The organism is Solidesulfovibrio sp. C21, from assembly GCF_047785625.1.
Lineage (GTDB): Bacteria > Desulfobacterota > Desulfovibrionia > Desulfovibrionales > Desulfovibrionaceae > Solidesulfovibrio.
Genome location: NZ_JBLODY010000068.1, coordinates 1 through 20642 on the forward strand (window position 1 = coordinate 1; position 20642 = coordinate 20642).

The window sequence follows — 20642 nt, forward strand, 5'->3', positions numbered from 1 at the left end:
TCCCTCCCCCGGTCCCCCACCCTCCCCAAAAACTCTTCACGGGGCTGGCAGCTTTCACAGCAAGTTAAAATATCCCCCGCGCATGCTGCCGAGTCCCTTTGAAAGTTTTTGAAGGGGGTCCAGGGGGAAACTTTTTTCAAAAAGTTTCCCCCTGGCCGCCGGAGGCTCCTCTCCTACACCTGTAAGGCGGCGAAGTCCGCCACCCGGCCCAGGCGGTCGACCAGGGCCTTGAGCAGGTTGAGGCGGTTGAGGCGCACGTCCATGTCGTCGCACATGACCATGACGTTGTCGAAAAAGGCGTCCACGCTCGGGCGCAACTCATAGAGCACGTCGAGCACGGCGGCATAGTCGCCGGCATCGAAAAGCGCGTCGTAGCGCGGAAAGACCGCCTCGCAGGCCGCGGCCAGGTCTTTTTCCGCCTGTTCTTCCAAAAGCGCCGGCTGTATCGCGCCGGAAAGCGGCACCCCGGCTCCGACGCCCTGTTTGCGGATGATGTTGGCCGCGCGTTTGAAGGTCAGCACGGCCTGGCCGAAGTCCGGCTTGGCGGCGAAGACGGCCAGGGCCGCCACGCGTTCGGACAGGGCCGCGATGTCGGTAAACGAGGCTCCGACCGCCGCCTCGACCACCAGGGTGTCGAAGCCGCGTCCGGTGAAGTAGGCCCGCAGGCGCTGGCCGAAGAAATCGAGCAGCTTGGCCAGAAGATGGGTACGGTCCACCTTGAACTTCAGGTCGCCGTAGCCGTCGATGGCCGCCTGGAACAGTTCCATAAGGTCGAAGCGCAGCCCGTGCTCGATGACGATACGGCAGATGCCGAGCGCCGCGCGACGCAGCGCATACGGGTCGGCCGCGCCGGTCGGGGCCATGTCATTGCCGAAACAGCCGGCCAAGGTATCGGCCTTGTCGGCCACTGACAGGATCGCCCCGGCCAGGGTGGCGGGCACCGGGCTGTCCGGTCCGGCCGGCAGGTATTGTTCGCCCACGGCCCGGGACACAGCCTTGGACTGGCCCTTGCGGCGCACGTAGATGCCGCCCATGATCCCTTGCAATTCGGCGAATTCACCGACCATTTCCGAAACCAGATCCACCTTGGCCAGACCGCCGGCCTGCGAGGCTTCGAGCATGATCTCGGGCTTGCCGGAAAGCTCGGCCACCACCCCGCACAATCGCTCGAGCCGGCGGGCCTTGTCGCGCATGCTGCCAAGACCGGCCAGAAAAACCACGCTTTCGAGCTTTTTTTGCCAGGCCTCGATGTCGGTGGCCCGATCGGCTTCCCAGAAAAATCGTGCGTCTTCCAGGCGGGCCGTCAGCACCCGCTGCCAGCCCCGGCGCACCAGATCGAGATCGCTCGGCATAAGGCCGAGGGTGGTCAGGAAGACCGGCAGCAGCCCGCCCTTCCCGTCCTCCACGGCAAAGCTTTTCTGGTGCGATTCCATGCTGGTAATCAGCACCTCGCGCGGCACGTCCAGGAATTTGGGGTCGAACCGGCCGAGGAGCACCACCGGGTGTTCGGTCAAGCCCGTGACTTCCATCAGCAGCGACGGATTGATGACCGCGGTGCCGCCGGCTTCGGTCGCCAGCTTCTCGGCCTGGGAGCGGACCATGGCCTCGCGTTCCCGGGCGTCCAGAATCACCTTGCCCTGGTCGCGGATGACGGCGAAATAGTCCTTGGCCGTGGCGATGGAAAAGGGACCCGGGCCCATGATGCGGTGCCCGCGCGTTTCCCGGCCCGAGGCGATGTCGTCCAGGGAGAAAGGCACCACCGCGTCGTCGAGCAGGGCCACAAACCAGTGTACCGGGCGGCCGAAGGCGAATTCCCGGGCCCCCCAGCGCATCCGCTTGGGAAAGGACAGTTTCTTGATCACGTCCTGGCAGATGGCGGGCAAAAGGGCCATGGCCGTCTCGCCGCCCACGGTCTTGCGCAGGGCCAGATAACGGCCCTTTTCCGTTTCCATGACGAACACGTCGGCGACGTCCTTGCCCTGGCCCTTGGCAAAGCCCGAAGCGGCGGGCGTGGGATTGCCCGAGGCGTCGAAACCCACGCGCTCGGGCGGGCCGGTGACGACTTGCTCTTCACGAGGCGAGGCGTCGGGCAGTTCCGGGATGCTCACCACCAGTCGGCGCGGCGTGGCAAAGGCGGCCACGGTGTCGCAGCCAAGCTTGACCTGGGCCAGCTCTTCGGAAAAAAGCGCCCGGGCCTCCTCGGTCAGTCCGGCCAGAAACCGGGCCGGCATCTCCTCGAATCCGATCTCGAACAGAAAATGGGGCATGGCATGGAGTCCTTTATGCGCTTTGATTGAGGAGGGGGTAGCCGAGTTCCTTGCGCTGGGCGGCGTAGAGCCGGGCCAGCCCCGAAGCCAGGGCGCGCACCCGGCCGATGTAGCCGGTGCGCTCGGTAATGGAGATGGCCCCCCGGGCTTCGAGCATGTTGAAGGCGTGGGAACACTTGAGGCAGTAGTCATAGGCCGGCCAAGCCAGGCCAAGCTCGCAAAGCCGCCGACATTCCTTCTCGCAGGCGTTGAAATGATGGAGCAGCATGGCGGCGTCGGATTCCTCGAAATTGTAGCGCGAATGTTCGTATTCGCCGCGCTGGTGGACCTGCCCGTAGGTCACGCGGTCGTTCCAGGCCAAGTCGTAGACCGAGTCTTTTTGTTGCAGATACATGCAGATGCGCTCGAGGCCGTAAGTGATCTCCACGGAGACCGGCGAGAGATCGATGCCGCCAACCTGTTGAAAATAGGTGAACTGGGTAACTTCCATGCCGTCGAGCCAGACTTCCCAGCCCAGGCCCCAGGCACCGAGGGTGGGCGATTCCCAGTCGTCCTCGACAAAACGGATGTCGTGCTCGCGGGCGCTTACGCCGATGGCGGCCAGGCTTTCCAGGTAGAGGTCCTGGATGTTGTCCGGGGACGGCTTGAGGATGGTCTGGAACTGGTAATAATGCTGGAGACGGTTGGGATTTTCGCCGTAGCGGCCGTCGGTGGGCCGACGCGAAGGCTCGACATAGGCGGCCTTCCAGGGTTCAGGGCCGATGACGCGAAAAAAGGTGGCCGGATTGAAGGTGCCAGCGCCGACCTCGGTGTCGTAGCCCTGAACCACCAGACAGCCGGACTTGGCCCAGTAGTGTTGCAGCGTCAAGATGAGATCCTGAAAATACATGGTCGCTCCGATTTCAAGGTTACGCCGCCGGCCGGGCCGAGGCGCCGGGGCGGAAAAAACGTCGGGCATGGCCGCAGCCGAAAATGCGTTGCCGGTCAGGCGCGCACGAAGCCCCCCTGCTCCCAGGCCAGGCCCAGATGGTAGCGCACGAGCAGGTCCACGGTCCGGGAAAACTCCCGGGCCGCCGCCGGATCGGGACGGCAGGACGCCCAGGCGCACGGGTCGCCGGAGGCGGCCATCCCAAGCAGGGTCAGCGCTTCGCCGCAAAGATGCTGCCGCACGCCGTGGTCCGCGCCAGGCCGACAATCCGGACAGGTCAGCCGGCCGGCCTCCACATGGCAGACGGCTTCGTCGTCCATTAAGGGCTTGCCGCAGACGGCGCACCGGTCGCAAACCGGAAAAGTGCCGTGCAGGGTCGCGAGCCTGGCCCGAAAAAAAAGCGGGAAAAGCGCCGACGGCGCGGACGCGTTTTCCAGGGCGGCCAGCATGGCCCGCAACAGCGCATAGGCATCGGCCGCGCCCTGGGGACCGATATGCACGGCCTCGAAAAATTTCAAGCAATTGATGGCCATGCCCAAGCGCGAGGGATCGTGGCGCAGGTTGGTCGGGGCGTCAAGCAGCCTGGCCTCGGTCAGGCAATGATACCCGCCGCGCCCCGAACGCCGCACCTTGAAGCGGACATGGTTGAGTGGGTCCAGGCAGCCAAGAAAACGACGGCGGCTTTTCATGCCGCCGAACGCGAAGGCCGTATACCCGCCACGCACCGGAGAGAAAAGCCGTACCCAGGCGTCGATTTCCCGAAACCGTCCCACCTTGAGCACGAGAGCCTGTTCGGAAAATTCCATGGCCGTCTCGAAGCGTTGCCTGGCCGCCCTCCGGCGAAAACGGTATTCCGCCGGAGGGTTCCTGCTTTGGTTTAGGGGAACCGGATGGTCTTGCTTTCGCCCTTTTCGGTCGTGACTGGCGTTTCCTTGCCGGCGTAGCGAAACACCACGCTGCTCGGATTGCCCAGGCGGATCTCGACCTTTTCATCGAAGGGCACCGTGAGCCGCTGCCCCTTTTTCACGTAGATTTCCTTGGACGGCCCCTTGTCCGGCGTGACGATGACCCAGCTGCCGTCCTGGCCGTAGATCTCGACTTCCTTGGCCGTGGCGGCGGCCTCGCCGGCGGCGGGTCCGGCAGTGGACTGCTCCGGGGTCTGGGCCACAGCCGGGGCAACGGCTGGCGGCATTTCGGTCGCAGCCGGCGTCTTTGCGGCCTCGGCCTCGGTCTTCTTGGCCACGAACTTGAGGGTTTTCACCGAGCCCTTGGTGGCCTGGAGCGGATAGAGCTTGTTGTCGAAGCGGATTTCCACCGCTCCGGCGTTGCCCAGGCGCACGAGCAGGTAGTCGGCGAAGCGGCCCTGAAAGGTGTCGCCTTTGGCCAGCATGGCTTCGCGCATGGAGCCGCCGTCCGCGCCGGCCTGAATCCAGCAGCGGTCGTGGGCCGTGATGACGACGGTATGGGGACCGGCCTCGCCCACGGACAGGGTCGGCGCGGACGGAGCGCCCGATGCGGGCGGCGCCGGTTCGGGCGCGGGTGGGATGGACGCACGGGCGCCTCCGGCGGCCGGACCGCTGGTGGCGATATCCTGGGTGACCTGATCTTCGGGGGTGGGGGTCGGCGCGGACGGCTGGGCCGCCGGAGCCGGCGGCAGCGTCGTGGCATCGGCCGAAGCCTGTTCCGGAGCCGACGGCGCGGCCGGTTCAGCCGGCTTGGCCACGGGCACGGTCGGCACGGGCCGTTCCGGTTCCCCGGCGGGCTGCGGCGGCGCGGCCTTGGGGGTCGGTTCGACCGCGGCCTGGGGAGCCGGGGTTTCCGGTTCGGCACCGGACTTGTGCAGGACATGGCCGTAGAGATACCAGCCGAGTCCCGCCACGATGAGCACGATGACGACAACGACGATGGCCGGCACGACCGGGAACTTCGAGGACGACTTGATGGTGCAGCCGCAGTCGTCGTCGGGCACGCCTTGCAAAATCGGTGCGCTCTCGAGGGTGGGTTCCTCGGGTTGATAAACCTCGGACAGCCTTTTGGAAAAATCGTCCTGATCCACGCCAAGCAGCTTGGCGTAGTTTTTTATGAATCCCTTGGCGTACACCGGGTGGGGCAGATGACTTGCATTGCCCTCCTCGATGGCCGTCAGACAGCTGCGCGTGATCTTGATCTTATCCGACACGGCCTCAAGGGAAAGGCCCTGCCGTTCCCTTTCCTCACGCAGCATTGTCCCTAACTCGCTCAAATCCATAGGAAAACTCCTCTATAACCACGGCGGCGGGCGGGAGGGACACCCGTGAGGCGAACCGGGGTCGTTACAGCTTGACCTCGATAACCGCCTTGGACCGCAGATTGTCCATATAGTCCTGGAAGAGCTTGTCGAATTTCTGCTTGTACAGCGTTTCCTGGATCTGGTTCCGGACGCTCTCGAAGGAAGGTCCGGCCGCTGCTACCGGCTGCGGGGCCTTGGCCGGGGCCGGGGCGTTCCCGGCGCGCAGCTTGAGCAGCACGGCCTTGCCATCGAGCATCACCGGCTGGCTGACCTGGCCGGCCGGAACGGCGGTCAGGGCGTCACGCAACGGCGGGGCCAGGTCCTTGACCTGCACGTCGCCAAGGTCGCCGCCCTGATCCCGACCGGGGCCGACGGAAAACTTCCGGGCCGCGTCGGCGAAGGTGATCGTCCCCGCGCCGATCTTCTGGCGCAGTTCCTCGGCCTGCTTTTTGCTGGGCACCATGATGAAGCTGATGTTACCGGATACCTTGGGGCCGAGAATTGACTTCGTGGTCGGCAGGGCACCCTTGTTTTTTTCGTAGTAGTCCCGGATCTCATCGTCGGTGACCAGGACCTTGCGGTGCACCATGAAGCCGAGCAGCCGCTTCTTCATGCTGTCCTCACGCATGCGTTTCCGGAACTCCTTGAGCGTGAGTCCTTCCTTGCCCAGTTCGGCCAGGAACTGCGCCTGCGTCAGGTTGTTTTTCTTTTTCAGCTCATCGATCTGGGAATCGAGCTCGGTTTCCGAAACCGTGATTTTGAGCCGGGCGGCTTCCTGCTCGATGAGGATATCGTTGATCATGGACTCCAGGACCTGACGACGCAACTCCTCGGCCCTGGGGTCGCCGGGCGCGAACGAGATGCCCTGGGTGCGCTGCACAAGGTCGGCCACGCGCGAGTCGAGGTCGAACAGGGTGATGAGCTTGCCGTTGACCACGGCAACCACCCTGTCCACCAGTTGCGCCGCGTGGGCGAGGCCGGACAATGCAACCAACAGGCTTATGACAACGAGGCATTTGGGAAGGCGAGGCAAGGTATCTCCTCCATGCGGGGCTTTTCAGGCATGATCGGCAAGGTGCGCCTTCCGGGCTGACGCGTTCCCTGGTTGCAAAGCCGTGACTGCGCCTTCCTCCTCCCAGGCTGACGCAACCGCGTATCCGGGGCCTATAAACGTTTTTGCCAGCCCAGGCAACGGCGTCGGCCGGGCGAGGCGCGGCCGGATTCAAGGAAATTCAAGGCTCCGGTTTTCCTTGTTGCCGACGGCGACCGTTTGTTCCCGACCGGCGTGGCTGTAGCGCAGTTCGCTGGGGCTGCCCAGCCTGACAACGAGTTTTTTCGTATATGTAATTTCATAGGGTTTGCCCGGTTTGAGATAGACCCGCTTTTCCTCGCCCTCGTCCACGGAGTAGCGAATCCAGCTTGCCTTGATGGCCATGAATCTCACCGCGCCACCGCCGGCCGGCCGGGAGGGGGAAGCGGGCCGCGTGTCGCTTGGCGCAGCCTTCGCCGTATCCGGCTGCGGCGAAGGTGCCGCGTCCGCAACCGCAGCCGGCGCTGCCGGAGCCGGTTGGGCTTCTTTCGCGGCATCGGAAGGGACGCTCGGCGCAGCGGCCGTTTGGGCCGGTTCGCTCGCGTCCGGTCCCGCGGGAGCGGCCTGCTCCGATTTGGTCGGCGTTTCCCCGGTTGCGTCCTGCTTCGGGGGCTCGGCCGGCGTCGTCGATGCGGATGCCCCGGTCTGACTGGTTGGCGGGGCCGGCTCGGGCGCTCGGGCGGCGGGCGCTTGCGGGGGTTCCTTTTGCGCTGAGGCCGCGCTTTGGGCCCCGGCAGCGATTGCCGTCCGCGCCGGCTCTGGCCTGGACTCCGACCGGGCTTCGGCGGGCAAAGCGCCCCTGGCGCGTTGGGCCAGGTCCGACCGGACGGTGGCATCTTCCCGGGCCAGGCCTGCCTCGTCGCGGGCGTCCGCCGCAGCCACGGTGTCCTGCCCTGGCGACATGGCGGCCAACAGTTCCTTGTTGATGGAAATCTTGGTGGTGCGCAGCGTTTCGGCCAGCCAGGCGGCAAAGGCCCTGGCCGTCTGACGCCCGGCCAGGATGGCCTCGACCCGGGCGTAGGCCTTGGCCGGATCGATCACCGTGGCGGGCAATCGCTTTTGCAGGATACAAAAAAAGCTCGCCCCGCCGCTGGTCAGGATGGCCGAGGGCTCGCCGTCCTTGAGGTCTTTGAGCGCCTCGCGCCAGGAAGCGGGGAGATTTTTTTCCGGCAACACCGCCTCCTGGGTCGTGATGCCGGCAAACCCGGCCAGGCTTTCCATCTTGAGCCCGGAGCGGCGATAGGCGGCCAGGGCCGCCTTGACGGCCGCGCTGTCGCGCCCCTGGACCCGGGCCAGTCGCACCCGGGGGGGGATGGTGAAGGCGTCGATATGTTCTTTATAATAGTCCGCCGCCTTGGTCACCTCCACCCGCGCTTGCGGGCGCAACACCTCATGGGTGAATTTTTCCAGGGCCAGCCGGTCGGCGAGCATCGCCCGCCAGTGGGCCAGGTCGATGCGCTCCTCCAGGAGCATGCGCTCGAAGCTGTCGCCGGGGTAATCGGCGCGCACCCGCTTCTCGGCGGCGTCCAGTTCCGAGGCGGTCACGGATTGATGCCGCCGGGCCAGCTCCTGGCGTATGAGCCGGGCCACGATCATGTCGGCCAGCACCTTGCCGTAGGCGGCGCGGAGCGTCTCCACGGGTGGATTGTCCACCTCGGGCAGGCCGATCTCTCCCAGGTCGTGGCGGGCCTCAACATCGGCCAGCCGGATGGGGGAACCCGCCACCACGGCCACCACGCCGGGTTCCCTGGCCACGTCCCGGCCGCACCCGCCAAGGGCCGGCAGGACAAAAACGGCCAACAGGCACAGGACAAGGCCTCGGGGCGACAGCGCGGCGGCGCGCATTACAGCGATTCCTCCTCGGCTCCCAGAGCGGCCAGTTCCACGATCCAGCCGGTAATGGCCTCGGGCAGCGGCAGCTTGGCGTCAAGGGGCAGGGACAGGCGTCCCGGGGGCAAAAGCCGCACCCCCTCGCCCCGTGTCGCGGCAAAAGCCACCAGACGCTCCGGCGAGACGGCCGCGCCCTCGGCCCCGAAAGAAACCACCAGCCTGGTGGGCGCGATCTCGGCCTTGGTGCCGCCAAGCCTGGAAAGCAGTTGTTTAAGGGCCAGCACGGCCCGGAAATTTTCCACCTCGACCGGCGGCGGCCCGAACCGGTCGCGCATCTCGGCCATGAGTTCCGTCAGTCCCTGCTCAGTCTTGGCCGTGGACAGGGCCTTGTAAAGCCGCAGCCGGTCCGAGGCCTCGGGCACGTAGCGTTCCGGGATGCGGGCGGCGACGCCGAGCGTCAGCTCCGGCTCGGTGCGTTCCTTGACCGGCTCGCCCTTGAGCCGCCCGACTTCCTCGGCCAGCATTTCCAGGAACATGTCGAGGCCTATGCGGGCGATATGCCCGGACTGGGCCTCGCCCAGAATATTGCCCGCCCCGCGCAGGCGCAGGTCTTCCATGGCCACCTGGAACCCGGCCCCGAGGTAGTCCATGTCCAGGATGACGCGCAGACGCTTTCGGGCCAGCTCCGGCACCCGCTCGATGCTCGGCACCACGAAATAGGCGTAGGCCTGCCGCGGCGAGCGCCCCACCCGGCCACGCAGCTGGTAGAGCTGCCCCAGGCCGAACATGTGGGCGTTGTCCACGATGAGCGTGTTGGCCCGGGGAAAATCCAGACCGGATTCGATGATCGAGGTGCACACGAGGATATCGGTCTCGCCGTGCCAGAAGCCGTGCATGGCTTCTTCCAGGGCGGACTCCGACATCTGGCCGTGGGCCATGGCCACCTTGGCCTGCGGGGCCAGGGACCTGACGAAGGCGGTCACTTCCTCCAGGCCCTGGACGCGGTTGTGCACCCAGAAAATCTGCCCCTGGCGTTCCAGCTCCCGGCGCAGGACCTCGCGTAAAAAAGCCGGGTCGCGCTCGACCAGCGCCGTTTCCACGGTCTTGCGCTCGGCCGGGGGCGTTTCGATGACCGAAAGGCCCCGGACCCCGGACAGCGACAGCTGGAGGGTACGCGGGATGGGCGTGGCCGTCAGCGTCAGCGCATCGATATTCTTCTTGAAGGCCTTGAGCCGTTCCTTGTGCTTGACCCCGAACCGCTGTTCCTCGTCGAGGATCAAAAGGCCGATGTTGGGGATGGTCACGTCGGAGGATAAAATGCGGTGGGTGCCGATGAGGATGTCCACCTCGCCGCGCGAAACGGACTCGAGCACCACCTTGCGGCGCTTGGGCGAAACGAAGCGCGAGAGCATCTCCACCCGCACCGGAAAGCCCTCCAGCCGGGCCATGAAATTCTGGTAGTGCTGCTCGGCCAGGACGGTGGTCGGGCAGAGCATGGCCACCTGCTTGCCGTCGAGCACGGCCCGAAATGCGGCCCGAAGCGCCACTTCCGTCTTGCCAAAGCCCACATCGCCGCACACGAGCCGGTCCATGGGTTCCGGGCGCTCCATGTCGGCCAGCACCTCGGCAATGGCCTTTTCCTGGTCCGGCGTTTCCTCGAAGCCGAAGGTGGCCTCGAACTCCAGGTACAGCTCGTTGGTGGGGCCATAGGCGTAGCCTTTGGCCACCTGCCGGTAGGCGTACATTTCGACCAGATCGGCGGCGATGCGCTCGATGGCTTTTTTGGCCCGCTCCCGCACCGATTTCCAGCGCGCCCCGCCGAGCCGGTCCAAGGGCGGCGTCGCGCCTTCGGGGCCCTTGTAGCGCTGCATCAGCCCCAGCCGGTCGGCCGGGAGATACAGTTTGTCCTCATCGGCGAAGACCAGGAGCAGAAAGTCGCCGCCCGTGGCGTCCACGGTCATGCGGGTGAGCCCTTCGAAGCTGGCCACGCCATAGTCGCGGTGGACCACCAGATCGCCCGGCCGGATGTCGTCAAACGAGGTCAGTCCCTTGAAATCCTTGTCCCGGCCGCGCCCGGTCCCGGCCTTGGCGGCATCGGGATGCAGGATGTCCTCGGGCAGCACGCGCGTGTCGCGCCAGGCAAGCTCCATACCCTGGCGCAGATCCGAGATGAGCGCGAAAAGGCCTGTTTCGCCGGCGCTGTAGCCGGTGCGAAAGGTCAGCCCCTCGGGCTCGATCATCTGGAGAAATTTCTTGCGCGACCGCTCGCCATGGAAAGACAGGATGGTCTGGCCGTGGCCGCTCCACTCCTTAAGGGCCGCGGTCAGGGTGGTCCACGGCCGCTTGTCCGAGCCGGGCTTCCAGAAAAGGTCGCCAAAGCGCTCCAGGGCTTTTTCCGCCATGTCCGGGCCATGGCGTCCCCGGCCCATGACCAGGTCCTCGAACAGGATGCGCCGGCCCGCGACCAGGGACTTGCGGGCCATGTTCTCCGGCCACAGCACCCGGGACGTGGGCCAGGGATGGCCCTGCTCCTTGGTCTGGACCTCGAAAAAGCGCCGCCAGGCGTGCTCGGTCTCCTCCAGCCGCTCCTTCACCCGGGTGGGGTCGTCGACGATCCAGACGGCGTCGTCCGGACACCAGGCGGCCAACTCCACCGGGCGTTCATAGAACAGTCCCGGCCAGATGCCGCCGTCCCCGGCCTCGATGGCCGCCTCCAGACGGGTCTTGGCCGCGCGATGCAGTTCGCCCGTGCCGGCGATGGTTTCCCAAAGCGCCCCGGCCTGCTCCTTGAAGGTTTCCGACAACACGGCCGGAGCCGCCGGCAACAGCACCGCCTCGTTGAGCTCGGCCAGGGAGCGCTGGGATCCGGCGTCGAAGCGGCGGGCGGTTTCCAAGGTGTCGCCGAAAAATTCCAGGCGCAACGGCGAATCGTACCCCGGAGGAAAAATATCCAGGATGTCGCCGCGAAGGGAGAATTCGCCGGGACTCGTCACCATGGGGGCGCGTTTGTAGCCCCACAGCACGGCCTGTTCGGCGATGAGGTCGCGGGGCAGCTCCTCGCCCACGGCCACGGTCAGGATGTTGCCTTCCAGCGCCTGGCGCGGCGGCCATTTGGGCAACAGGTTGTCGGCGGAGAAAAGCAGCACGCGCGGCCCGGTGCCCATGGCGGCAAAGGCCAGAAAAGCCATGCGCCGGGCCCAGAAGGCCCCGCTCGGCAGGCCCGGGGCGTAGGACGGCAGGGACATGGACGTCGCGCCCCACAGCTGCCGTTGCGACTTGGGAGCCACAAGGTCGAGCAGGGAGGCGATCTTGGTCAGTTCGTGAATGCCCGGGGTCACCACCACGGCGGATTGGCCGCGGGAAAGGGCTTCGGCGGCAAGAAAGGCCAGCGTGGCGGGGCCGCTCTTATAGACCGAGGCGGAATCGGGACTGGCGAGCAATTCGGAAAGCGCGGGGGTACGGGACAAGGCGTGCCTCGTTGAAAATACGGGATGGCCGCCGTCACTTGCGTGTGACGGCGGCCGGAAACGTCATTCGGTGCTGGGCCGCCCGGAGCCGCAAACCGCTTACGCGGCGGCGGCGCTCCAGGCAGGTTTTATGAAAAAAACAACCATGTCCTGGCGTTATGACGCGAGCATGTTCTGACACCCCCTTTCGGGAGAGACGGCTCCGTTAGAAGGAACCGAGCATGTCGCGCTCTTCGCCGGAAAGCAACTTGTCGAGGTCGAGCAGGATCAGCAGACGATCCTCAAGCTTACCCACGCCACTGATGTACTCGGATTCGAGTCCGGAAACGACGGGTGGTGGCGGCTCCACCGTGCTGGCGGGTATGCGCAGCACCTCGGAGACGGAATCGACCACGAACCCGACGATCATGTTGTTGATCTCGATGACGATGATCCGGGTGTGTTTATCGTGGTCACGCGTGGACAGGCCGAAACGCCGGCGCAGGTCGATGATGGGAATGACCTTGCCCCGCAGGTTGATGACGCCCTCGACGAAATCCGGAGCGCGCGGGACCTTGGTGATATCCATCATGCGGATGATTTCCTGCACGCTGAGGATATCCACGCCGAACTCTTCCTCGCCGATACTGAACGTAACGAGCTGGAGAAGTTCGGCATCCTGTTTTTTGAGGGTTTCCTCCATGCGGCAAGCTCCCGTTTATGTGGTGTGGCCGCGCGAGCGGCGGCAAAAGTGTGGCTATTCGAGTATCTATCCAATTCTTCCCGGTTTACGCAAGCGACAACACGGGAAAACCTCGAAAACTAGTCGCCGGAGGTTTCGGCGCGAAGCGCATCCGGGGGCATGCTCCAAAACGGGAAGCCATCCCTGGTGCGGCGAACCTTCAGTTGGGTATTCTCGCCCTTTTTCACCTTGACGGCCAGCAGCACATCATGCCCGTCCACTTCGGCCCAGGCGCCGACGATCTTGACCTGATCGCCCTCCTTGAGGCCGATGGAACCCAGGTCAACGAAATCCTTGGGCCCCAGATGGACGGTCTCCAGACTCTTGTCCTTTTTATCCTCGACCTGCAAGGCGACGCCCGTCGCCATGCCGTCAAACGGGGTGATGTCGTAGATCTTGACCACCCTGCCCTTCATGGAATCGGCTTCCTTGGGATCGAAAAGCTTATCGTACTCGCTGCCTTTTTCCCAACCCTTGATATCGGGTTTGGCCTTGGAACCGGCATGGGCGACGCCGGCCAGGCAGACGAGCATGGTGAGACAGAGCAACACGGCAAGTTTGCGCATGGGCTTCTCCTCGAAACACAATTCCCGGCAGCGGCCGCAAGCCGCTTCGACAAGCAGGCGATACGGCTCCCTGCCCGCCGCGTCAATAGCGGAACTGCCCGTTTTCATACAATGTCACGTCACGTCCGTCGGTCAAGTGGGCGCGCACACGTTTGGGTTCGGTGTTGACCAGGTCCCAGTGCAGGGCCGAGTCGTTGAACCCGAGTTCCTCCTTGCGCGCGCTGTCGAGGCTGGCCGGGTCGCCGTCAAAGGTGTCGGAGTAGGAGCTTCCCACGGCAACATGGCAATTCCCGTGCGGGCCGCCGAAGTTCTCGTCATAAAGCGTGTTGGCCATGAACGTGTCGATCTTGGAAAACCGCTTGTCCGTGAGCGAGAATTCCCCCAGACGCGAGGCCCCGGGGTCCATGGAAAGCTGCTTGCGCACGAACTCGGCGCCCTGGTCGGCCGCGATATCGTTCACCACGCCCTCCTCGAAGGTCAGGCGCACGCCGGTGACGTAGTTGCCGCTGCGATATGACGGCTGGTCGGCGAAGTACCGGCCGGAGGTGCCGCGCCAGTCCGGAGAGGTGAAAATCTCGAAACTCGGGATGTTGTGGCCGGAAAGCCCGAGCCACCGGCGGTGTTCGCCGGGGGTCACCTTGAGGTCCACGTTGTCCGATTCGATGTGCAGGTAGCTGGTCTTCATGCCGTCGAGCCAAGCCTTGATCTCCCTGGCGTCCTCGTAAAGCTTGCGCCACAGGGCGACCGGCTCGGGTTCTTTCAGGAAGCAGGCGGCCGCGACCTGGGCAGCGTATTCCCGGGCCGTCATGCCCGCCTTGGCGGCGAGCTCCTTGGTGGGGAAGATGCACAGTGTCCAGCCGAATTCGCCCCGCTCCTCCCGGCGCACCAGAATGTCGCGCAGGGGTTTTCTGGCCAGGGCTGCCGTGGCGATGCGCTTGGGATCGATGGCGCTCAAGTGGGTGAGGCTGTCCGGGGCGAGCAGATGCATGGCCCCGTGGATGTGTTCGTGCAGCACGGCCTGTCCCGGAGTCTGGAAGATGAGCTGGGCCTCGTCGGCCTTGTCGTAAAATTCCGTTTCCATGCGCGGGGTGAGCGTCAGGCGCGGCACGGGATTGAGGCCACGGGCAAGCAGTTTGCCGTAAACGGCCTCGGCCAGGCGCAGGGCGGCGAGATCGAACTGGACGAGCACGACGTCGCCGGGCTTGTAGGGCTCGACCCGGGAGGTGGTCAGGCCCCACAGCAGGACGTCGGCGTATTTGTCGCATTGGGAGCGCGTCAGCACGGTATGTTCCTTTTCGACGCAGCATAGCCCCAAAAGGCGGCCGGCGGCAAGGACCGGGGAATAGCATATCGCAGTAATTGCTTCGAAGAATTTTGGTTTAGTTGAGGAAGTGTTTGAGATGTCGCTTAATATAGGCTAGATTAAATAAAACTATCTTCAAATTGGAGGCCTTCATGTCTCTCCATAATTACTTACTCCACACTGTAGTTTTTCTGGCCATACTACTGTTACTTGCCATGCCGGCAACGATGTTTGCTGATACAATCGAAAAACAATCTTTATATAATTTGGCAGTACTTATATTTCGGAAAGATGGCCTGTCGGAATGTGAGGAGAAAGTTCTTCATTCTGTAGACCGTGGTATTGTAGCAGATTGCAAAGACACTATTGAAGAGAATAATAACATTGTCAAGGCAACATCTTGGGATGATAATAGGATAGTCCGTGCCAATATTTTACATGAAATTCTTACAAATCCTGATTTAAAGAATAAGATTAAAAATACCGGCATACACATAGTTGGCGCAAAAATTGTTGGCACACTCAATATTTCATTTTTATCGATTAACGTTCCGGTTCGAATCGTCGAGTCATACTTCCCAGATGGACTATCAACAACAAACTCATATATAGCTGAGTTATGGCTTGGCGGAAGTCGTATTTCTTGGATTAATGCGTCTTCGACGAGATTCAACGGGTTCGTTGGCTTAAATGATAATTTTATATCTGAAGGTAAGGTCAATTTGATGAATTCAAAAATAGCTGGTCAACTTGACTGCTCTGACGGACACTTTATGAATAAAAATGGATATGCAATAATAGCTGATGGGATTCAAGTTCATGGACCAGTGTTTCTCAATGGAAAATTTGAGTCAAATGGAGAAACATCATTCAAAGATGCGAATATAAGTGGCACACTCGAATGCGGTGGTGGTCAATTTTATAACGATACCGCTATTGCATTAAATGCTGATCGTATCAATGTGCGTGGCGGAGTATATCTTAATAATACATTTTCTGCAAAAGGAGAAGTTAGGTTTATTGCTGCGAAAGTTGGTGGGGACATATGTTGTAGTGGAGGAAGTTTCCTAAATAAAGATAGGATGAGTTTGGGCATTGAACGTGCGGCCATTCGTGGTGATATCTATCTTAATAAGGGCATGAAATCCATTGGAAAAATTACTTTACTTGGCTCGATTGTAGGGGGGAGTGTAAAGTGCAATGGGGGACAATTCTTTAATCCTGGAAAATGTGCAGTCGATGCGGAAAGTGTCTCTATTAAAGGGAATCTTGATCTCCGAGATGCTAATATGGACGGTGGATTTTGTTTTCCAGGTGCACATATAGAAGGGCAGCTTGGATGCTCTGGTGCTAAATTTATTAATCCAAAAGGTATAGCCATATGGGCAAGGTCTGTCCATATCGACGGGAATGCATTTATAAGGAATATAACCGCTGAAGGTGATATTATATTTGATAATGCGCTCGTCGGGCAAAATTTTCAGTTTAAAAATATACAAAATACAAGGAAAATATCACTGGATTTGTCGAATGCAAAGATCGAAACCTTGGATGATGACGCACAAAGTTGGCCAAGCCAAGGGCGCTTGATTTTGAACGGTTTGAGTTATGATAAATTTTCCAATGATTGCAAAGTGACAAAGAGTGAAAGACTCAACTGGCTCAGTCTTCAAGAAAAGACTGATGCTATTGAAAAGAAGATGGTGTTTTCTCCCCAACCCTATGAGCAACTGGCCTCTGTCTATCGTGAACAAGGGTATGAGGATGAAGCCATGGATATTTCCATCGCAAAAAACAGGGCGCTCTTGGACTCGGGAAGGCTTGATTGGTGGGACACGGCATGTCTGCGATTCCTAGGGGTGACAATCGGATTTGGATATAGACCATGGCGTGCACTTTGGGCTGCAGGATTTTTTATTTTCTTGGGCTGGTACATATTTCACTTCGCTGATCGTTGGGGCTTCATGGTTCCTACCAACAAACAAAACCCCGAAGGATGCAACACCTCTCAAAAATTTAACGCTTTTATGTATTCGCTGGACATGTTCATCCCCATCGTCAATTTCTATGCCAAAGATTTTTGGTTGCCTAACGCCTATCAACAAAAGAGATTCTACAGGATAGGGCGGGTGCATACCCTCTCCGGCGAGGTATTCCGTATCTATCTCTGGCTTCACATCGCTTTGGGCTGGGCATGCTCCACGCTCATTGTCCTTGGTTTCTCTGGATTGATTAAGCGCTAGTTTCGCTTTGTGGTTTGTCCGAGACGACTTGGCCGCAACCGCAATGCCAAGCCGGTGCCGAACTTCTCTTCTTTCGCTTGCCAGAAGGCAAAAAAACGACTATCTGCATACGTTCACATGAAAACACACAGGCGGACGCCGTCTTTTCGCGCGCCGCCAGGAGGATATTTTTTATGGCCAAGGAAGGTGCCATCGAGGTCGACGGCAAGGTCCAGGAAGCCCTGCCCAACGCCATGTTCCGCGTGGAGCTGGAAAACGGCCACGAAGTGCTGGCCCATATCTCCGGCAAAATGCGCAAGTTCTACATCCGCATCCTGCCCGGCGACCGGGTCAAGGTTGAACTCTCCCCCTACGACCTCACCCGCGGCCGTATCACCTACCGCCTCAAGTAAGCCGTTTTGCGGCGCATGGCCGCTCCGGCCGGGCGGCACGGACAAAGCTGTCCCGTCTCGCATGTAACGAACGTGCGAGAGGGGACTTCCTTTGAAAAAAGTCTCGCCCCTCCCGCGCTCTCCCCTGCCTAAACTTTTCTATGGTGATGGGTGGTCTAAAAGTAACACACCGTCATTATGAAGAATCTTTGGAAAGGGGGGCCGGGGGGAGAACCTTTCTGCAAGAAAGGTTTCCCCCGGAAGCTTTCTCTCCCCCTCCTTACATCTCCGACAGCACGCGCAGCATGTCGCCGTCCACGGCCGCGAGCCGGCGGCGGAAGTCTTCCTGTTCCTCGGCCGAACGGGCGGCAAGCTTTTCCTTGCGGTCCTTCAAGAGCCGCAACCGGTCTTCCATGGCGCCGAAAATGGCGTTCCAGTCGATATGCGGCCGGGCCTTGGCCTCGTCGGTGGACACCACCGGCTCCACACCCGGGGTGAGCACGTATTCGTCGAGATAACCGGGAATGCGGACCTTGAGCCCGAAACGTTCCCGCACCAGGCCGGCCAGCACGTCCAGAGCCTTTTGCTCGCCGTGGACCAGAAAAACCTGCGGATGGTTCACCTTGAAGTGCGTGAGCCAGGTGAGGATCTGGCTTTGCCCGGCATGGGAGGAAAACCCGCCGATGGTGAACACCTTGGCGCTCACCGCCACCTCCTCGCCGAGCAGCCGGATGACCTTGGCCCCGTCCACGATCCTACGGCCCGGGGTGCCCATGGCCTGGAAGCCGACGAAGACGACGCTCGCCTCGGGACGCCAGAGGTTGTGGCGCAGATGGTGCTTGACCCGGCCGGCGTTGCACATGCCGCTGGCCGAGATGACCACGGCCGGTCCTTTGAGCGTATTGATCTCCCGGGACTGTTCCGTGGTTTCCGTAAAGCGCAGACCCGGCAGGGACAAGGGATCCTCGCCACGGTTGTAATAGGCCTGGGCGGCGGCGTCGAGGTATTGGGGATTGCGCCGGAAAATCTCGGTGGCCTTGATGGCCAGCGGGCTGTCCACGAACACCGGCATGTCCTTGGGCAGTTTGCCTTCCTTTAGCAGCAGGTGCAGGCAGTACAGCACCTCCTGGGTCCGTTCCACGGCAAAGGCCGGGATGATGACCTTGCCGCCCCGGGAATAGCTGTAGGCGATGGCCTCGGCCAGTTCATCACGGCTGGCGGACTCGTTTTTGTGGTCGCGGTCGCCGTAGGTGCCCTCAAGAAAGAGGTAGTCCGCGTCCACCGGCTTGGCCGGATCGTTGACCAGAAGCTGGGAGGGCCGGCCAAGATCGCCGGAAAAAAGCATACGGGTCCGTTTCCCATCCTGTTCGAGACTCAGTTCGATGAAGGCCGAGCCCAGGATGTGGCCGGCGTCGTGGTAAATGGCCGTAACACCCGGGGTCGGGGAAAAGGGCTCCCCGTACGGCACGGCCACCAGCCGGCCCACGGTGGCGGCGGCGTCGGCCCGGGTATAAAGAGCCTCGACTTGCCGTCCACCATGGCGCCGGCTTTTGCGGCTGGCCCACTCGGCTTCCATCTCCTGAATGTGGGCGCTGTCCTCGAGCATGATGCCGAGCAGTTCCTTTGTCGGCGGCGTACAGTAGATCTTGCCGGAAAACCCCGTTTTGACCATGCGCGGCAGAAGTCCGCAATGGTCCATGTGGGCGTGGGTCACAATGAAGAAGTCCATGCGCCTGGGGTCATAGACGTCGGTATCCTGGTTGCGGTCCTCAATGGATTCGCTGCCCTGGTGCAGGCCGCAGTCGATGGCGAACCGGGTATTGTCGGTTTCGATCACATGGCAGGAGCCGGTGACGGTCCCGGCCGCGCCGAGAAATTTGACCTTCATGGAGCCTCCGGATAATGGCTTGCCCGACTTGATCATCCATCTCCACGGGAGCACAATCAGGATTGCGGGCAGTTGGTCGAGGCCGCCGTGTACTGCGTTTGGCCGATCCTGAAAAGCCCCGGGACGCACAACCGAGGGAGGGCGCATGACCGCGTCTCGCCAATATCTTATCGACGATCTGTCGGTGACCGAATCCTGGCGGCTTTTCCGCATCATGGCCGAAATCGTGGACGGCTTCGAGGTCCTGGGCGACGTGCGGCCGGCCGTGTCCATTTTCGGCTCGGCCCGTGTGCCCGCGGGCGATCCGCTCTACGGCGAGACGGAAAAGCTGGCCGATCTTTTGAGCCGCGCCGGCTATTCGGTCATCACCGGCGGCGGTCCGGGCCTCATGGAAGCGGCCAACAAAGGCGCGGCCGATGCCGGAGGGGATTCCATCGGCCTGCACATCCACCTTCCTCTCGAGCAGAAAGCCAATCCCTACCTGACGATCAAAAGCGACTACCGCTATTTTTTCGTGCGCAAGCTCATGTTCGTCAAATACGCCGTCGCCTATATCGCCATGCCCGGCGGCTTCGGCACCCTCGACGAGGTCTCCGAGGCGCTGGTGCTCATCCAGACCAAACGGATCAAGCCCTTTCCCATTATTTTTCTGGGCTCGGCCTTCTGGAGCGGGCTTATGGACTGGTTTCGCGGCACGCTGCTGACGCGCGGGTTCATTGCCGAGAAGGATCTGGACCTCTTTACCGTCCTCGACACCCCGGAGGAGGCGGTACAGTTCATTCAACGCCACGTCATCCTTTAGGATCGTCGCCGCAAACAGTGAAAAATCCGGGTGGCTGCAAGCGCAATAAGGCGCATGCCCTCCGGACACAACGACGGCCTTGCCCCATCCGCAAGGCGCGCCAAGGGACAGACAAGGGGCGCATCGATGCATTTGACACCGGGCTCGAAGATCCTGCCGCTTGGCACCGGCATCGCCCCGGCCACGGACATGGCCGTGGTGCGGCTGCTGTTTCAGGAATACGCCAGCGGATTGGGGTTCGACCTGTTCTTTCAGCATTTCGACGAGGAACTGGCGGACCTGCCCGGCTGCTACGCCTCGCCGGACGGCGGGGTGTGGCTGGCCTGGATGGAGGGCATGCCGGCGGGATGCGTGGCCGTGCGTCCCCTTGAAGAAGGCCGCTGCGAGATGAAGCGGCTTTTCGTGCGTCCGGCCTATGCCGGCCAGCGCCTTGGCCGGGGCTTGGCCGAGGCGGCCGTGGGGGGTGCCCGCGAACGCGGCTACGAAGCCATCCGCCTGGATACGCTCACCACCATGACCGCCGCCAATGCGCTCTACCAAAAGCTCGGCTTCGTCCCTATCCCCCCCTACTGCCACAATCCCCTGCCCGGTGCCCTGTTTTACGAGTTGCAGCTTTAGAGGTGAAGAGGATGCGAGAGGATGAAGAGGATGCGAGAGGATGAAGAGGATGCGAGAGGGGAAACCCTTTAAAAAGGGTTCTCCCCTCTCGCGCTCTCCCCTTCCTAAATTTTATATTTTGGTGGCGTACAACAGATACTTTGTTGTTATTTTTGAAAGTCTTTCCTATGTGGCCCGAAGTCAAGCCGGCTGACGCAGTCTAACCGCCCGTTTCCTATTCGCGCCCGAAGCGCCAAGTACCGATTCGGTAGTTTTCGGATTCCCGCCATTTGAAAAACG

At 61.9% G+C, this 20642-nt stretch carries 15 protein-coding genes; 4 read left to right on the forward strand and 11 right to left on the reverse strand.

Going from position 1 to position 20642, the window contains the following annotated elements; all coding sequences use genetic code 11:
• Nucleotides 1-173: 173 nt before the first annotated feature.
• The 10 genes from glyS to ACMZ6R_RS16400 all read right to left on the reverse strand — a co-directional run bounded on the left by glyS (nucleotide 174) and on the right by ACMZ6R_RS16400 (nucleotide 14420).
• A complete protein-coding gene (gene glyS / locus ACMZ6R_RS16355; RefSeq protein ID WP_416113399.1) occupies nucleotides 174-2267 on the reverse strand; it encodes a glycine--tRNA ligase subunit beta in 2094 nt (697 codons plus the stop codon).
• Between the two features lie 13 nt (nucleotides 2268-2280).
• Entirely contained in the window at nucleotides 2281-3156 is an 876-nt protein-coding gene (locus ACMZ6R_RS16360) for a glycine--tRNA ligase subunit alpha (RefSeq protein ID WP_416113401.1), read from the reverse strand.
• A 95-nt stretch (nucleotides 3157-3251) separates the two neighbouring features.
• On the reverse strand, nucleotides 3252-4001 hold the full coding sequence (recO, locus tag ACMZ6R_RS16365; protein WP_416113403.1) for a DNA repair protein RecO: 750 nt from the start codon (nucleotides 3999-4001) through the stop codon (nucleotides 3252-3254).
• 71 nt (nucleotides 4002-4072) lie between these two features.
• The gene (locus ACMZ6R_RS16370) at nucleotides 4073-5443 is read right to left on the reverse strand and encodes a RodZ domain-containing protein (protein WP_416113405.1); all 1371 of its coding nucleotides are present in this window, start codon (nucleotides 5441-5443) and stop codon (nucleotides 4073-4075) included.
• 64 nt (nucleotides 5444-5507) lie between these two features.
• Nucleotides 5508-6497 (reverse strand): SurA N-terminal domain-containing protein, encoded by a 990-nt coding sequence (locus tag ACMZ6R_RS16375; protein WP_416113407.1) that lies wholly within the window; start codon nucleotides 6495-6497, stop codon nucleotides 5508-5510.
• A gap of 189 nt (nucleotides 6498-6686) precedes the next feature.
• Nucleotides 6687-8399 carry a peptidyl-prolyl cis-trans isomerase gene (locus ACMZ6R_RS16380; protein WP_416113409.1) on the reverse strand — a complete coding sequence of 571 codons (1713 nt, stop codon included), beginning with the start codon at nucleotides 8397-8399 and terminating at the stop codon, nucleotides 6687-6689.
• Nucleotides 8399-11851: a transcription-repair coupling factor gene (mfd, locus tag ACMZ6R_RS16385; protein ID WP_416113411.1), complete on the reverse strand. Its 3453-nt coding sequence runs from the start codon at nucleotides 11849-11851 to the stop codon at nucleotides 8399-8401. Before mfd ends, ACMZ6R_RS16380 begins: the two co-directional genes overlap by 1 nt.
• A gap of 205 nt (nucleotides 11852-12056) precedes the next feature.
• Nucleotides 12057-12533, reverse strand: a complete 477-nt coding sequence (locus ACMZ6R_RS16390; protein ID WP_416113413.1) for a chemotaxis protein CheW — start codon at nucleotides 12531-12533, stop codon at nucleotides 12057-12059.
• A 119-nt stretch (nucleotides 12534-12652) separates the two neighbouring features.
• Entirely contained in the window at nucleotides 12653-13138 is a 486-nt protein-coding gene (locus ACMZ6R_RS16395; protein ID WP_416113415.1) for a hypothetical protein, read from the reverse strand.
• 82 nt (nucleotides 13139-13220) lie between these two features.
• Nucleotides 13221-14420 carry an aminopeptidase gene (locus ACMZ6R_RS16400; RefSeq protein WP_416113417.1) on the reverse strand — a complete coding sequence of 400 codons (1200 nt, stop codon included), beginning with the start codon at nucleotides 14418-14420 and terminating at the stop codon, nucleotides 13221-13223.
• 173 nt (nucleotides 14421-14593) lie between these two features.
• On the opposite strand from ACMZ6R_RS16400, the gene ACMZ6R_RS16405 reads away from it, so the two are divergent.
• Nucleotides 14594-16684: a hypothetical protein gene (locus tag ACMZ6R_RS16405; protein WP_416113419.1), complete on the forward strand. Its 2091-nt coding sequence runs from the start codon at nucleotides 14594-14596 to the stop codon at nucleotides 16682-16684.
• A 173-nt stretch (nucleotides 16685-16857) separates the two neighbouring features.
• The gene (gene infA / locus ACMZ6R_RS16410) at nucleotides 16858-17076 is read left to right on the forward strand and encodes a translation initiation factor IF-1 (protein ID WP_005990299.1); all 219 of its coding nucleotides are present in this window, start codon (nucleotides 16858-16860) and stop codon (nucleotides 17074-17076) included.
• Nucleotides 17077-17335: 259 nt separating this feature from the next.
• Here the strand turns inward: infA and ACMZ6R_RS16415 are convergent, their stop codons facing one another.
• Nucleotides 17336-18943 carry an MBL fold metallo-hydrolase RNA specificity domain-containing protein gene (locus ACMZ6R_RS16415; RefSeq protein ID WP_416113421.1) on the reverse strand — a complete coding sequence of 536 codons (1608 nt, stop codon included), beginning with the start codon at nucleotides 18941-18943 and terminating at the stop codon, nucleotides 17336-17338.
• A gap of 145 nt (nucleotides 18944-19088) precedes the next feature.
• Between ACMZ6R_RS16415 and ACMZ6R_RS16420 the strand changes: the two genes are divergently transcribed.
• Nucleotides 19089-19745 carry a TIGR00730 family Rossman fold protein gene (locus ACMZ6R_RS16420; protein WP_416113423.1) on the forward strand — a complete coding sequence of 219 codons (657 nt, stop codon included), beginning with the start codon at nucleotides 19089-19091 and terminating at the stop codon, nucleotides 19743-19745.
• Nucleotides 19746-19871: 126 nt separating this feature from the next.
• Entirely contained in the window at nucleotides 19872-20363 is a 492-nt protein-coding gene (locus ACMZ6R_RS16425; RefSeq protein ID WP_416113425.1) for a GNAT family N-acetyltransferase, read from the forward strand.
• Nucleotides 20364-20642: the final 279 nt, after the last annotated feature.